This window comes from Pseudomonas sp. GGS8 (assembly GCF_024168645.1).
GTDB lineage: Bacteria > Pseudomonadota > Gammaproteobacteria > Pseudomonadales > Pseudomonadaceae > Aquipseudomonas.
In genome coordinates this window covers 5,737,444-5,753,307 of record NZ_JALJWF010000001.1, presented here as the reverse complement: position 1 = coordinate 5,753,307, position 15,864 = coordinate 5,737,444, and the positions used below count along the sequence as shown (strand labels likewise).

At 54.9% G+C, this 15,864-nt stretch carries 10 protein-coding genes; 9 read left to right on the top strand and 1 reads right to left on the bottom strand.

The features are described from left to right. The first annotated feature begins 325 nt into the window (after positions 1-325). From J3D54_RS25565 to J3D54_RS25530, 8 genes are read left to right on the top strand one after another with little or no spacing between them, the layout of a single operon-like run. The gene (locus J3D54_RS25565) at positions 326-1,003 is read left to right on the top strand and encodes an alcohol dehydrogenase catalytic domain-containing protein (RefSeq protein ID WP_253424350.1); all 678 of its coding nucleotides are present in this window, start codon (positions 326-328) and stop codon (positions 1,001-1,003) included. Next, positions 955-1,533, top strand: a complete 579-nt coding sequence (locus J3D54_RS25560) for a zinc-binding dehydrogenase (protein ID WP_253424347.1) — start codon at positions 955-957, stop codon at positions 1,531-1,533. Before J3D54_RS25565 ends, J3D54_RS25560 begins: the two co-directional genes overlap by 49 nt. A gap of 4 nt (positions 1,534-1,537) precedes the next feature. Beyond that, positions 1,538-3,394: a non-ribosomal peptide synthetase gene (locus J3D54_RS25555; protein WP_253424344.1), complete on the top strand. Its 1,857-nt coding sequence runs from the start codon at positions 1,538-1,540 to the stop codon at positions 3,392-3,394. A 1-nt stretch (position 3,395) separates the two neighbouring features. Next, a complete protein-coding gene (locus J3D54_RS25550) occupies positions 3,396-9,161 on the top strand; it encodes a type I polyketide synthase (RefSeq protein WP_253424341.1) in 5,766 nt (1,921 codons plus the stop codon). Next, on the top strand, positions 9,151-9,879 hold the full coding sequence (locus J3D54_RS25545) for a thioesterase II family protein (RefSeq protein WP_253424338.1): 729 nt from the start codon (positions 9,151-9,153) through the stop codon (positions 9,877-9,879). The genes J3D54_RS25550 and J3D54_RS25545 overlap by 11 nt, the downstream gene beginning before the upstream one ends. Beyond that, positions 9,869-10,786: a serine hydrolase gene (locus tag J3D54_RS25540; protein ID WP_253424335.1), complete on the top strand. Its 918-nt coding sequence runs from the start codon at positions 9,869-9,871 to the stop codon at positions 10,784-10,786. Before J3D54_RS25545 ends, J3D54_RS25540 begins: the two co-directional genes overlap by 11 nt. A 1-nt stretch (position 10,787) precedes the next feature. Next, positions 10,788-11,546 (top strand): class I SAM-dependent methyltransferase, encoded by a 759-nt coding sequence (locus J3D54_RS25535; protein WP_253424332.1) that lies wholly within the window; start codon positions 10,788-10,790, stop codon positions 11,544-11,546. Next, positions 11,533-12,780: an MFS transporter gene (locus J3D54_RS25530; protein WP_253424329.1), complete on the top strand. Its 1,248-nt coding sequence runs from the start codon at positions 11,533-11,535 to the stop codon at positions 12,778-12,780. Before J3D54_RS25535 ends, J3D54_RS25530 begins: the two co-directional genes overlap by 14 nt. Here J3D54_RS25530 and proS read toward each other — a convergent pair. Beyond that, positions 12,772-14,262 carry a proline--tRNA ligase gene (gene proS / locus J3D54_RS25525; protein ID WP_253424326.1) on the bottom strand — a complete coding sequence of 497 codons (1,491 nt, stop codon included), beginning with the start codon at positions 14,260-14,262 and terminating at the stop codon, positions 12,772-12,774. The genes J3D54_RS25530 and proS overlap by 9 nt on opposite strands. 407 nt (positions 14,263-14,669) lie before the next feature. Here proS and J3D54_RS25520 point away from each other — a divergent pair, with 407 nt between their 5' ends. Continuing rightward, complete coding sequence (locus tag J3D54_RS25520) at positions 14,670-15,854, top strand: porin (RefSeq protein WP_253424323.1); 1,185 nt, start codon at positions 14,670-14,672, stop codon at positions 15,852-15,854. The last annotated feature ends 10 nt before the right edge of the window (positions 15,855-15,864 follow it).

Sequence of the window (15,864 nt, the reverse complement as noted above, 5' to 3'; positions counted from 1 at the left end):
TTGCACACAGCTAATAAGGCGATGTTTGTATGTTTTTTGTGGTTGTAGGAAAAAGGTTACGCTGTTTCGAGAGATTTCTGAGGTTGAATTGGGAATGGTAGTTCGCTGGTTGTAAGTAACATCTGAAATTTAGGTGTTTCCTTTGCGTGAATTTTTTAATTGTACTAGTTTCGGTTTGCTGGCGATCTGTAATTAATTGATCTGTCGGTCTGCTTTGTCGTGTTTTTTTTGAGTGATTGGCCTGCTGTTCGCGGTGGCTGGTAGTGAAGTGTGTAGAGGAAGGATTTCTAACTTAAGTAATCAAAAGTACAAGGATGCTCAAGATATGAACACAGTAGGCGTGATGCTTGATCCTACAAATCTCAATGTTCCTGAGATGATGTTGGCGCAAACTATTAGATCTGAAAGGTATGGCCAGCCTTTGAGCGCATTTGCTCTTGAATCGGTACCCGTGCCTTGCTTTCAATCCGATGAGTGCTTAGTCAAGGTCATGGCTGCTGGTGTCAATCACAATGGCGTTTGGGCTGCACGAGGATATCCAGTCGATGTCATTGATCTTCAAAGGTCCCGCGGTGAGAAACATGACTTTCATATTGCCGGATCCGATGCTTCCGGAATCGTCGTAGCGGTAGGCAAGGATGTGCACGACATCGCTATCGGTGATGAAGTGGTGCTGCACTGTGGTTGGTGGGATTGCGATGCAGTGGCCGATGAGATCATGGATAAATCGGCAAAAATCTGGGGTTACGAAATCAACTTTGGAGCCTTCGCGGAGTACACACGGGTCAAGCGGCAGGCGATTCTGCCCAAGCCCGCGCACTTGAACTGGGAGCAGGCTGCGTCTTACATGCTCTGCGGGGCGACGGCCTACCGCATGCTGCATGGCTTTGCCCCGCATACGGTTAAACCGGGTGATGTGGTCCTTATATGGGGGGCAGCGGCGGAATGGGCTCAATGGCTATTCAATTGGTCAACGCCGCTGGAGCTATCCCCATTGCTGTAGTGAGCAGCGACGAAAAAGCGGATTACTGTCGACAGATTGGTGCCAAAGGCACGATCAATCGTCAGAAGTATGCACATTGGGGCGTACTCGACGATATAGAAAATCCGGTTGAATATGCCCAATGGCTGAGTGAGGCCAGGCGTTTTCAGCATGAAATATGGCGTTTGGTAGGGGATAAGAAGAACCCCAGTATTGTCATTGAACATCCTGGCGAAGATACATTTCCGACATCCTCCTTTGTGTGCGCGCCCGGCGGAATGGTGGTTATTTGTGCCGGCACCAGTGGATACAAGGGCACCTTCGATATTCGCTATCAGTGGATGCGACAAAAAAGATTTCAGGGCTCTCACTTCGCCAATCTGGCTCAATGCAGCGAATTCAATAAGTTGGTTTGTCAGGGGCTGGTAAATCCTTGGTTAACTAGGGTTTTCGATTTTAAAGATTTGCCGGAAGCGCATCAGATCATGTTCGAGAACAGGGAGCTTTTGGGTAACTTTGCCATTCGAATCGATAGTCGTCGGGAGGATTGAGCGAATGTTGTTTATTCAAAAGTTTGTCGATTGTGCTCGTGCGCTCCCCGAAGTGCCGGCCATTGTTGATGTGTCGTCGAAGCTTTCATACGGCGAGTTGTATGATCGGGCGCAACCTTTGGCCGAGGTTATCGCTTCGACAAGTTCGGGCTCGATGATCGGTGTGTTGATGGAGAAAAGTGTCGATTACATCGTTTCGATACTGGCTATTCATTTATTGGGGCGAACAGTCGTACCACTGGACAGGAGTTACCCGGTTGAGCGATTACGACAAATGATCACTTTCATCGACTTGTCGCTATGCCTGCTGAATGAGCAGGGGAGCGTCGAGTTGACCGTGATGCTGGACGAGCGGACTCGCTCGCTGCGTATTGATGAACCCACCGCGCCATCGGTAGGTGTCGGCAGTATCGAGATTACGCCCGAGACACTGGATGAAGTGCCGGCTTACGTGGTTTTTACTTCCGGGACTACCGGGCAGCCCAAACCGGTCATGGTGCCGTATCGATCGCTGAGCACCCTGATCGACTGGATGGTGAAAGCTCCGGGTCAGGCTGGCACCACGTTGTTGTACGCGGCCCAGGGTTTTGATGTCTCATTTCAGGAGATCTATAGCTCGTTGTGCCAAGGGGATCGTCTGCTGGTCATTACGGACGAGCAAAAGAAAGATTTGCACGCGCTCACTCAAGAGATGGTTTCTGCGGCCGTCACGCGCCTGTTTCTGCCGACCTCAATGCTGATCCCTTTCGTTACATTCAATCTTCACGACTCGCAAGTGTTGGCTGATCTGCAGGAAGTGATCTGTGCCGGTGAGCAGTTGAAGATTAGCCCTGTTGTCAGGCAATGGTTCAAGGCTCATCCCCAATGTCTGCTGATCAATCACTACGGTCCGGCCGAAACGCATGTGGTAATGGAGCATCGACTCGGTGGCGAGCCAGAAGATTGGCCGGATCTGCCGCCCATCGGCCAAGTCACCCAGGCCAGCACCGCTTACCTGCTCGATGACCAGTTGCAGCCAGTCATACCGGGTACCAATGGACAGCTCTACATTGCCGGACGCTCTCTGGCGCTGGGTTACTACGGTATGTCCGCGCAAACGGCAGAGAAGTTCGTGACGCATCCCCAGACACTCGAGCGGATGTACAACACCGGCGACATCTGCGTCCTGAACGAACAGGCGTTGTTCGAGTACAAGGGGCGGCGCGACCGGCAGTACAAGGTTCGCGGCTACCGGGTCGAGTTGAAAGAAATCGAGACTGTCGCCACTGATTCCGAGCTGGTCGACGATTGCCTCGTCGTGGCCCGACAGTCCGGCCGGACTACGACGCTGGTCCTGTACTTCACGGCGCAGGAACGTGATCAAGATCTCAGTATGAGACTGCATACGCATCTGGCGGCAAGACTGCCCGATTACATGCTGCCGTCCTTCTACAAAAAAATTACGGCCATTCCATTGACGCAAAACGGCAAGGTCGATCTGCAAAAACTGCCTCAAGTCGGTGGGCTGCGATCTCACATTTCAACGAGTTACTTTGAGCCGCATGGTGAGCTTGAAACGATGGTGTGCGAGCTGGCGGCGTCCTGTTTTGGTTTGGACCGGCTCGGTGCCAACGATAACTTCATGGACGTCGGTGCGAACTCTATCACCCTGATTTCCCTGTTGGCCGAACTGCGTTACGTGCTGGCCCATGCCTTTCGCCAGACTGATCTGTTCGAGTACCCGACGCCCAGGCTGTTGTGTGCTTTTTACCAGTGCTCGCTGGATACGACGCAACAGGTTGCCCCGGCGGTTGCACCTACCTGCAGCCGAAAAAAGAGATTGGCCGCCATTCAACGTTTTCATGAAAGAAAGGGGGGCTGACATGCACGATCATGAGGAGTATCAACGACCGTCGGATGAGAGTGGCATCGCGATTGTCGGTATGTCTTGCCGTTTTCCAGGGGCAACATCGATTCACCAATACTGGCAAAACCTGTTGAACGGTGTTGAAAGCATTCATATCGAGACCTACGCGGACGGGCAAATTCTGGCCCGCGCCGAACTTCCGGGTATAGAAGACTTCGATTACGGTTTTTTTGGGTTCAGCTACAAGGAGGCCCAGTTGCTGGATCCCCAGCACAGGGTCTTGCTCGAGTGCGCGTGGGAGGTGCTGGAGGATGCATCGTTGCACGCGCAGACTGGTTCTGTTGGCGTGTTCTGCGGTGCTGGCCCCAGTTCCTATTTCATCAACAACGTTCACGGTCTGCGTGCCCGCGACAGCGCCTGCGGCTTGTATCAATCCTCCGAGGCTCTGGCGCAGTTCATGGCCTCGGACAAAGAGTTCCTCGCCAGTCGCATCGCTTACAAACTCAACTGTTGCGGTCCAGCAGTAAACGTTCAGGCTGCCTGTGCGACGTCGATGTTCGGTATTCAGGCCGCCATTCAGGCGCTATTGCTGAGGGAGTGCGATGCGGCACTGGTCGGTGCCGCCGCGGTCTCTGTTCCGCAATCAATCCCCTACTATTTCGAGCCCGGCATGCCATTCAGCGCCGATGGGCATTGTCGTCAGTTCGATGTCAAGGCCAGCGGAACAGTGTTCGGTTCGGGTGCAGCGGTAGTTGGACTGAAGAGGCTCGGTGACGCTCTGGCCGACGGTGATCAGATCCATGCGGTGATTCGCTCGGTTGCCACCAACAACGATGGTGCTCATCGAGCGGGCATGTCGGCGCCTTCTGTGGCCGGGCAGGCTCGGGTCATTCGCGAGGCACTCGATATCGCCGGTGTCGGTCCCGAGCAGATCAGCTACGTCGAGGCCCATGGCACTGCGACCCCCATTGGCGACCCCATCGAAATCAAGGCCCTGGCCAATGCCTTTGCCGACCGTGACCGCGAACACACCTGTTACCTGGGGAGTGTCAAAGGCAATATCGGGCACTTGGGATGGGCGGCCGGGATGGCCGGTCTGATCAAGGCAGTCCTGATCGCTCGGCACAAGGTTATTCCGCCGACCCTCAACTTCGAACAGTACAACCCGCAGCTGTACATTGAGGAAACCCCCTTTACCGTCAACCGGCAACAAGTGGTCATCACGACGCCTCATGTCATCGTCGGGGTCAGCAGTTTCGGCCTGGGTGGCAATAACTCGCACTTGATTGTCGAGACAGCGCCGGCACCGAAGGTTGACAGTTCATCAATCGATCATGAGCGGTTATGCCTGATTCCCGTCTCGGCCAGAGAACGCGACGGCCTACAGCAGCTGTGCGCCGGGTACCGACAGTTTCTCGAGGCTCAAACGGACGACAGTTTCCCGCTATTCGTCTCCAATCTTCTGCATTCCAGATCATTGTTCGAGCAGCGCACGTACGTCATCGCCAGCCATCGCAGGGAAGCCATCGACGAACTGACTGGGTTGACCTTCGACGCTCGGCCGCCGGCGGCGACCGTGCCACGGGTTGGCCTGATGTTTTCCGGTCAAGGCGGCGAACATCGGGACATGGGGCGAGAGCTCTATACCCATGAAGCGCTGTTCAAAGCCGAACTGGATGCGTTCGACCCGATCTGCCAGGACGTCTTCGGTGCCTCTGCCGCAGATCTGTTATTCGATCCTCTAATCAACGGGGAAATCGAGGAGGATATTGCTCGCTCGCAGCCCATGACATTTGCACTGCAAGTGGCGATGGCACGCCTGTTCCTCAGTAGTGGCATCGGCCCCGTGAAACTATTCGGGCACAGCCTGGGTGAGTATGCGGCAGCCTGCGTCGCGGGTGTGTTCACTGCCGAGCAGGGTTTCCGGATGCTTGTGCAGCGCAGCCGATTGCTGGATTCGCTGGGAGACATCGGGGCCATGGTAGTCCTTGGGGGCGATCACGAGTGCGCGTTGAGATTGATTGAGAGAACGCCAGGCGCGCTGTCGATTGCCGCTTTGAACGCGGTAAATAACACTGCGGTATCTGGAACGCTGGAAGCGGTTGAGCTGCTCCTAAAAAACGCGGACGCCGCCGGGGTGAGCGCAACGCGATTGAAGATTTCACGCCCTGGGCACTCCTCTTTGTTAGACCCGTTACTGGGCCGATTTGAAGCCTATCTGGACAGCGTCGAACTGAGCCCACCTGTTCGTCCGTTCATTTCCACTGTAACGGGAAGACTGGCTGGCGATGAGGTGGCGACCTCGCATTATTGGCGTCGTCAGTTGCGTGAAGCCGTGAATTTCCGAGCGAGCGTTGCCGCTGCACTTGAACTGGGTTGCACTCACCTGGTCGAGATCGGGCCGAAAGCCACGCTGTCAGGTCTGGTGCTCGGTGAGGCCGGAGACCGTTTGAGTATGCTGCCCATGGCGCGGGGCGGGCCAAAGGATCATCGACAGTATTTGACGGTGTTGGGTGAGTTGTTCCAGGCGGGCGCCGATGTTTACATCCCCGTCCAACAAGGGCGAGTGCCGGTACTGGCAGGTTTGCCGACTTATCCTTTTCAGCGCGTTCGCTGTTGGATTGAAACGTCTGAGCCGGTTCACGCCCTGGCCGAACACACCTATAAAACGGTCTGGCAGTCTTTGACGGTAGAGCGGATGGACAGCCACTCGGCTTCCGGACAAAAAGCTTTGTTTCTCGCGCCGAAGGAGGTAGTCAGCGAGGCTGAAACCCGATACCTGGAAAACACCTTCGGCCAGTTTCACTGCGTTGCGTTGAATTGCTTCATGGGCATTGACGCATCGTCTCGTGAAGCTCTGGATGTCATTGCAGCGCAGGATTTTGACGGGATGTGGAAGGAGTACGCCGACGGCGTAGACAGGGTGTATCTCGACCTGCGGTGGTTGCGGAAAAATGACGCATCCACGGCAGTCAGCATCTGTGCGCGAGTCTTGAACCTGTTGCGCTCCGTACCTGACGGTTATGACCGGCGACCACAATTTTGTCTGTTGTTTGCCACGGCGGCCAACCGCGATGAGGGCATGAGCCTCAACCCGGTGGCAAATAGCGTCGTGGGCATGCTTCGCTCGGTGTTGATCGAAGAGCCTGACTGGAAGGTGACTGTCCTCAACTTCATCAGAGAGCAGTCGCCAACGGGTATCGAGGATGCCAGCCCGATCGTGTTGTTGCCGTTAACCGACGAGCTCGTCGTCACAGTCAGACAGGCGCAAGCCTTCGTGCCCCGGCTGGAAAGGACAATGGACAGCCATGACGCCCGCTTCAGCTTCCCTGCCGATCACAGTTACCTTCTGATCGGCGGTGCTGGCGGCATCGGCAGGCAGTTGATCGAAAGCCTTTGCGCTGATCAGATCCGCTGCATTCATGTTATCGGACGCTCGGCACTGCCTGGTGAAGCGATGCAAGCCCTGATGATACGTTACCCGAGCGTCCGGTATCTGGGGTTTGACCTTTCGTCCGATCTGGGGCGCGACGAGTGTGCGAAGTGGCTGCAAAGTGCAGCGATTGGCAAGGTCACCATTTTCAATCTGGCCGTCGATCTCCATGACCAGTTATCCAGCGAGGTTCAGATTGCGGATCTGCAGCGTTCGTTCGAGGCCAAATGTACGAGTGTCCTGACCCTTTACCAACTGTTATGTGACCAGGGACGGGCGATCGATTGTGTTTTCAATTTCTCTTCGGCCACTTCGATTCTGGGTAATGGCGGACAGTCGACCTATGGTGCGGCCAGTGCCTTTCTTGACGCCGCCCATGAGGCATTGTTTCCCTTAGCGTCCAGGGTACTGACAGTAAATTGGGGGGTGTGGGGTGATGCCGGAAAACTGCGCGATAACTACCAGCGAATGCAGGTGCTCAAAGCCAGTGGCTTGAACAGCCACAGCAGTGAACAGGGCTTGCTTTTTATCCGTCAGTTACTAGTCGGTCCATCCCGTATTGTTGGGTTCATGAACATTGACGCCAAGGTCCTGTGCGACAGATCTTGGGTTTGTGCACAGTTCCTTGAGCAGTTGGTGACTGATGACTGCAATAAAGACAGGACCAGACCAGTCAGCGTTTCGGCTCGCCTTCTCGAGTGTGCCGATGAAACCCAGGTGGGTAGCGTGCTTGAGACCTGGCTCGTAGCAACGATTGATTCGCTGGTCGGTCTGGAGGTGTCGAGCTGTGGACGCTACGACATGATCAAAGAGTCTGGCTTCAAGGCCTTGGGCTTTGACTCATTGGCGTTGGTGCAACTGAAGAATGCACTTGTCACGCAGTTTGACCTGCAGTGGACCGTCAAACACTTTAACTCCATACAGGCGTTAAGTGAGCTGCATGCTGCCCTTGTGTCTCACGTCAGTCAGCCGGCATGGCGTGCAGCCCATAGAGAGCGCTACGGTTCTGTTGATATGGATATGCAGGGCACAGCGGTTTCATTGCAACAGATGCGGTGGATTTCGCTTATTGGCAAGGACTATGGTCTGCGCGTCATTCCCTATTTGATTTACTGTCGCTTCAACGCTGAGCACTGCCGGAAGGCGTTGTTCCAGGTGGTGGATGAGCATCGGTTGTTGCGAACGTTTTTCCCGCAAGGGCGGCCAACAGTCAGAACCACTGCTGAGGTCCTCCAGGACTTTGGGGCGCTGTTTACGGATTTGTCTTCACAAACGGCTGCGGACAAAACGCAGCATATTGCGGCCCGTGTGCAGGCCATGGCGCAGGCGTTGCCCAAGCCTGAGGATAATGTGACCTGGGCGATACACTTTATCGATGTCGGGGAGCCATTTTTCATCGCGCTGCTAGGGGTTCAACATCTGGAGTTCGACGGCAAATCCCTGACCCTGTTGTTTGATCGGTTTGGCGAGTGCCTGCATCGCCTCGCTGAGCATCAGCTGCTGACTTGTATCGATCACGACGTTGACTATGCCGACTATGCACGACTCCAACAGCAGTACCTGAACCAGCAATGGGCTACCGATGCCGGCTTCTTCAAGGGACTATACAACGCCTTTGAAGGCCCTACCGTTTTGCCCGCACACCCGGGTTTCACATCTATTTCCGCTTGTTCGTCATCCCGGTATAGCGTCGAAGTCGCCGGTGTTAACCGAATTTTGAGCGAGCTGGCCGAGCGCCACGGGTTTAGCGTGTTCAATGCAATTTTGTATGTTTATGCGACGACTATGGCCGACGTCATCGGTTGCAATCAGCTGATTATCAGTGCGATCAACAGCGGGCGTGGATTGAGTGAAGTCAACAACGTGATCGGTCCGTTCACCTCTCCGTTGCCGGTACCGATCACGGTGCATCACGACTGGTTGAGTGGCATCTCAATGGTCGCACGCACGCTGGAGGCCATTCAGGGTTATCCACTCATGCACCCGTCCATGTTGATCGGTGAAGTGTCGGCGTTTTCCGGGATGGCACATGACACCTACTTTTCGGACGTGGGCATCAACTTCCTCAACTATCGCCACACCGCTGAGGCCCCGGGAAAGGTTCGGATCGAAGGAGTGGAGATCCTCGGTCCTGTATCGGAGGGGTTGCTGTCAGGGGCCAACGTCGAAGACATGCGGCGAGTACCGGGCCTGCATCTGGTGGTCGAAATCAACGGCGATGATTTGCGCTTCAACTTCTGGTTCCACACCCAGCGTTTCTCGACCGCCGAAGTTGAAGGCTGGGGGTATCGCATGGTGCAGCACCTGAAGCAACTACTTAGCCTTGCGAGGACAACCGATGAGTGCTGAACCGCTGACGCTGCTGTGCTTCTCGTACGCGGGTGGCAGCGCTGGGTTCTACGCGCGCTGGCGTCGTGTGTTGCCGCACGTCAGGGTAATTCCGGTCGACATTCCGGGACGGGGTCGGGCACAGGACACATCTGCGTTGGTCACCCGCGACGGACTGATCGACTACTTGCTAACCCACTACGCTCGATGGTGCGTCCCTCCCTTTGCACTCTTCGGACACAGTCTGGGCGGGCGTATCGCGTTTGAGTTCCAGTGGGTGCTGGAACAAACGCGGGGGCTCAAAGCTGTGCGGTTGTTCGTAAGCGGATGCCTGGCACCTGAACGGTTTGCCGAAGCCATGCGTATCCGCGAGCGGGATCTGAGCGATTTAACCTTATTGCGGGTGCTGGCAGATCTGGGGGGAACACCACCGGAATTGATGGCCAATCCGGCACTGATGGACGTGGCACTACCTATGATCAGGGCCGATTTTCAGCTGGCTATCGACCTTTCGAAAAGCGCCGTCACTCCTGTTTCCGTGCCTATCGATCTGTTGCTGGGCAGCCGGGACAAGGTCACCAGACTCTTCGAAGACTATCCAGGCTGGACACGTCATACCTCCTGTGGATGCCAGGTGTCAGTCATTGAGGGGGATCATTTTTTTATTCGTTCCCAAGCAATATCGGTCGCCAGGCTGGTGGGGGAAAAACTGCAGGAGTTTGTATTGAATGAGGGTTGAACCTGAGGTACAGGATTGGTTGGACAGCGGTGGTTGGCCATTGCATGTTATCGGGCAGCGGATGATCGAACGGGCACAGCATGAGCCGGCCTGCTCCTACCGCTGGTGCATATACGATGTGGTTCGCGGCACTCGTCATGCGTTCAATGAGCACGCCCGTGTTCCCGCCTCAAGTACCCGCAAGCTTTACATCCTGGTGGCGGTGCTGCTGCTGATTGAACATGGGGAGCTGGCACTGAGCGACAGCGTCGTGGTGGATAACCAGAAAGCAGGCGTTCAAACCTGTGGCGGTCTTTGGTTGCTGGACAGCCCCCGGGTATTCACCGTGGCGGAACTGCTCAAGTTGATGATGGGACTAAGCGACAACGTCGCCACCTTCTATCTTGTGGATATGCTCCGTCTTGAACGCTTGAATACGTTGTCGACTGTACTTGGGTTGGCCGGGACTTGGCATTTATCGGCGGTGCCGAGTCAGGCGTTGACTGCCAATCACCCGTTGAGCGCAGTCAATACCACTACGGCGTCGGACCTGGTGACGGCCCTGTCGATATTGGTCGAAGGTGCAAACAATCGCTTGCCTGCGGGCGGGGCTTTTATCCGCCGGGAGTTGTGCGAGTTCGGCCTGAACAGCATGCGCGCGCAGCAAGATACCACTGCGGTCAGGAGCTGGCTGACCGATCTGGACCAGGTAGGCGACAAACACGGCATCGGCTATCGCAACTACAACAACGTCGCATACCTGGCCCATGGCGGCGCTGTAAGAATCATTTTTTCGATCATCGTTGACGACCTGCATCGCATTGAAAGCCCCATGCCGGCCTTCGCTCACGCCAGGGATTTCATCGCCCTGTTTTCCCGTTTGCTGAATGACTACACCAGGCTTGAATACCCCTCCAAGGAGCTTTGATATGGCCCGTCCCCTGTCTGCCGCCTACGCCAACAAATCCGAAATTTATGACAGTGCCAGACCTTCCTATCCGCAAGAGGCCATCCTGTTCATCCAGCGTCAGCTCGATTTATCGCTGGGATTGCCAGTGCTGGATGTCGGATCGGGAACCGGGATACTGACCCGGCAATTGGCGGCTACCGGCATGCCTATGATTGGAATAGAACCTGACGCAAACATGCTGGCCAAGGCCAGAGCAAACACCGGGCAGCCAAACGCGAACTACCGTTCCGGAACGGCCGAGCAACTGGGTGCTGCGCCGCGCTCGATAGCGGCGCTGGTGTGCGGGCAGTCTTTTCACTGGTTCGAACCAGGCAAGACCCAGGCTGAATTCCGACGAGTGCTGGCGACCGATAATCCAGTGATCCTCATCTGGAATATTCGTAGCCCCGACTGCAACGTTTTTCACCGTGCTTACGAACAACTGCTAAATGACGTCTTCGAGCGTTATGCAGAAACGTTGCAGATCGACGAAGCCCTGGAAAGCCGGATCCAGCAGTTTTTTACCGGCCCCTTCGAGGAGCGCATTTTTCACAACAGTCAGCAATTGAGCGCGTCGGGCCTGCTAGAAAGAACCATGTCCTGTTCCTATGCGGCGCATCCAGGAACACTCGAATATCGTGAGGCCAGTTACGCTTTGAACAACTTGCATCAGCAATACCAACAAAACGGTTTTGTCTCACTCAACTATCAAACGCGCGTGGTCTATGGACGTATTTAACCGTATGGGCATGAGTCGGCTGTTCAGCGGCTCGGCTCTAGTGGTTCCTTTGTCGTTTTTCCCGACATTGGCACGGGCGGCTTTTCTGTCCTACTTCCTGATTTTTCTGAAGGAGCGCTTCGACCTTTCGGTGGATCAGATCGGGCTGTTTGTCGGCGGGTTTATTCTCCTGAGCTCAGTGTCCAGCCTGGTCTTCGGCTCGGTGCTCGACAGGCTGAGTATCAAGGCCTTGATGCTGACCTCGTCCATCATCCAGTCGGCGGTGTACCTGAGCTTGTTCATGTTCAACTCATTGGCCCTGGTCTTTATCCTGTGTCTGTTGCTCAATCTGGCCTACCTGTCCCTGGAGACGGCTGTGCGCATGTGCATCGCTCGATTGTTTGCCCCCCAGGAAACCGCGTCGGTGCTGTCGCTCAAATACACCTTCACCAATGCCGCGTATGCATTGGGTCCGCTGATCGGACTTTGGCTGAATCGCCAAGGCGTTTCACCATTGCTGTTCTGCAGCGTTTCGGCGTTGATCTTTATTGTGGTTATCGTCAGTCCGTTTACATTGCCGAGCGTGGTCGATCGGCAAAACGTCGAAGGCGAAGGGTGGTTCGGTTCGCTGGCAATCATGGCCAAGGATCGCAATCTGCTGAAGTTCTCGGTGGCCAGTGTATTGTTGGCCGGTGTGTTCGGTCAGTTTCACATGTACGTGGGCCAATACCTGATCACGACCCATTCCACCGCGCAAATGTACGAGATCATCAATGTGGTGTTTGTCACCAATGCGCTGACCTCGATCCTGTTGCAATACCTGATCGGCCGAAGGGTGGCAGCTGAACGCTTCAGATATTGGATCTGTGCCTGCATTGTGGCGTTCATGATCGGGTTGATAGGGTTTGCGTTCTCCAGCACCTTCTATGCTTGGGTCTTCTTCACTGCCATTTTTACTGTGGGGGAAATCATCATTCAGCCACTTGAGTTTTTCTACATCACCCGGATAGCACCGGCGCACATGGCAGGGGCTTACTACAGTTCGCAAAACCTCACTTATCTGGGGGCAGCGTCGACGCCGGTGGTGTGTGGTTTCATTCTCGCCGGCTTCAATCCCCTGTATTTTTTGTTGTACTTGCTGGTGTTGCTGATGGTGGGTGGGGTGATTCTCTATGTAGAAGGAGGAAAGTTAATCCAGCCGGAAACAAAAAAGCCCCTGGTAAACGGGGCTGTTGGTGATCAGGGATCAATATGACTTTGCATACAGTGCCCAGGATTGGGTGGGTTGCCCTGTAAATAAACAAGTGGCTGCAACCTTGGGTTGAGCGAGTGGAATGCATCGAACGGTTACACCCAGTTCGCTAATGGTTTTCTCAACATTCTCGTCATCAATGAAGGGGGCGATAACGAATGTATTGAGTTTGTCCTTGTGTTGAAAGGCTTGTTTGAAGTTCTCAAGCGTAGTAACTGTTTTGGTGTTGCTCGACAGTTTTTTTCGGGCATTTTCAAGCATGCCTGTCTGAATAGCCTGCAGGGTTTTTGGCAAGTCTTTAACGAAGCTATTCATCTCTATTTTTAACGTGTTCTTGCTGTTGTCTCTGCAGGAATAAGAAACCATGTTCTGTTCCAATTCCTTTATCCCGACTTCGACCCGAACAGGCACACCGCGCTTGATGTGATACCACTTTTTTTCGCCGCCATTCATGTCCCGCTTATCAACGCTGGCACGCAGGTTTTGCCCCTTCAGTCTTTTCCGGGAGATCTGCCTTTGCAACTTATCGCAGTAGGCGTGGATGGCTTCGGCATCCTGTTCACTGCGTACGATCGGAACAATGATGACTTGCGTCGGTGCCACCAGCGGTGGGATCACCAATCCGTCATCATCGCCATGGGCCATGATCATGGCACCAATCAAACGCGTGGAAACCCCCCATGAAGTGGTCCAGGCCAGCTCTTTTACCCCTTCTTTGTTCACGAAGCGAATGTCTGAAGCTTGGGCAAAGTTCTGTCCCAGAAAGTGTGAAGTTCCCGCCTGCAGGGCCTTGCCGTCCTGCATCATTGCCTCGATGGTGTAGGTGCTGACGGCGCCCGGGAAACGTTCCCATGAGCACTTTTCGCCCTTGATTACTGGTATGGCCAGGTGCTCGACAGCAAACCGCTCATAGATATCCAGCATCTTCAGCGTCTCGTCCAAGGCCTCTTCACTGGAGCCGTGAACGGTGTGGCCTTCCTGCCACAGGAACTCTGAGGTGCGCAGGAAGATCCTTGGACGCATTTCCCAGCGCAGGACGTTGGCCCACTGGTTGATGAGTAGCGGCAAATCCCGATAACTTTGCACCCATCGTGAAAAGGAGGCACCAATCACCGTTTCGCTGGTAGGCCTGATGATCAAAGGCTCTTCCAGTTCGCCTGCGGGAGTGAGTTTTCCATCTGCTGTCTGTTCCAGACGGTGATGGGTTACGACTGCGCACTCCTTGGCAAAACCATCGACATGTTCTGCTTCTTTTTGAAGAAAGGATAATGGGATCAAAAGCGGGAAATATGCGTTCACATGGTCTGTATCCTTGAATTTTTGATCGAGCTCTCGTTGAATTTGCTCCCATATGCCATAGCCCCAAGGGCGGATGACCATGCAACCTCTAACGGGAGAGTTTTCAGCCAGTTCGGACTGGCTGATGACTTGTTGAAACCATTCGGAAAAGTTTTCACTTCTTGTAGGTGATATTGCGTTTTTCATAATGCCCCAGCTTTAAAAAGACAGCGTGTGATTTTGAGATTGGTGTTGTGTAGGTGTATGTATATTTTTTGAGGTTTGGAATTTCAAGAACTCATATTTCTTATTTGATCTTTCGGAAAATTCTTTCAGGCAGATCTGTTTTTTTGTAACGTTTTTTCGTTTTCTCGCCGCTTACATGCTGTTTAGAGCGCTCGCCTAGCGCGCACCGGTTCCTGTGGACGCCTGTGTAGCCCACAGGCTTACACCCTAAGTTCCGGGCTTGGCCGACGGCCAGTCTTACACCGAATTTGCCGCGCGCTACCGGCCAGCCCAAAGCACCTGACAACCGCCCCCAAGGCAGCGTATGACGCCGCCGGTCCGCTTTCGATAATCGCCTCCGACATCAAGTCCCCGTAGCGGAGCGCGTCATGCACAACAATAAGAATTTCAAGCATCGTTTCTTGCCGGCTTTCATCGTGAGTCTGTCATCCCTGGGCCTGAGCTCAATGGCCCAGGCCGAGATCATGCTGTACGACAAGGACCAGACCACATTCTCCACCGATGGCTACATCAACGCCTTCTACGTCAACAGCAACGTGGACCGGGCCGGCGATCAGTACGACCGGCGCCAGGCGCGGGTGAAGATGGGGTTTCTGCCCAATTACCTGGGCTTCAACATGGGCAAGCAGGTCGATGACCTCAAGCTCGGCGCCCGGGCCTCGTTCTGGGTGACCATCAACGACAGCGAAACCAACGGCACCAACACCGCCATCGACGTGCGGCAGTTCTACGGCACGGTGGCCAACCCGGAGTGGGGCGAGGTGCTGATCGGCAAGGACTTCGGCCTGTTTGCCCGTTCCAACATCCTGCTCGACGAACTGCTCTCTGGTTATGGTCAGGTCAGCGATACGTTGGGCCTGGTGGACGGCGGCGGTGTGTCGTTCGGCAACATCGGCAGCGGTTATCCGTACCCGTTCCCGACCTCGCAGATTACCTATCGCACCCCGATGATGGACGGCTTGCGGGTGGCGGTGGGGATCATGGACCCGGTTGACACCAACGACAGCAGCGCAACCGGCAAGGCATACCAGAAGAACCCGCGCACCGAGAGCGAAATCACTTATCAGTTCGACCTCGGCGGGGCGAAGATTTACAGCTGGCTCAACGGCAGCTACCAGACGTCGGACAATACCGACTCCAGCGTCGGGTCCGTCACCTCCAAAGGCGTCGGCTACGGTGTGCAGGCGAAGATGGGCGGGCTGTCGCTGACCGGTTCCGGTTTCCAGGCCAAGGGCATCAACCCATTCTTTACCAACAACGCCGGCGAGCCGACCCTGCGCAATGTCGACAGCGACGGCTACCTGTTGCAGGGCTCCTACAAACTGGGCAAGAACCGTCTGGCCTTGTCCTATGGCAAGACCAAGGACGACGGCAACGGCGTGGTGGGCAGCGGTGCCGATTACGAGACTCGCGGGATTGCGCTGTTCCATGACGTCAACGACAACCTGAAATTGGTGGCCGAGTACAACCAGTTCGAAATCAATGGCCACGACACCAGCGCCCAGAATGAAAACACCGATACGTTTGCGGTGGGGGCGGTGCTGACCTGGTAGGGGCTGACTA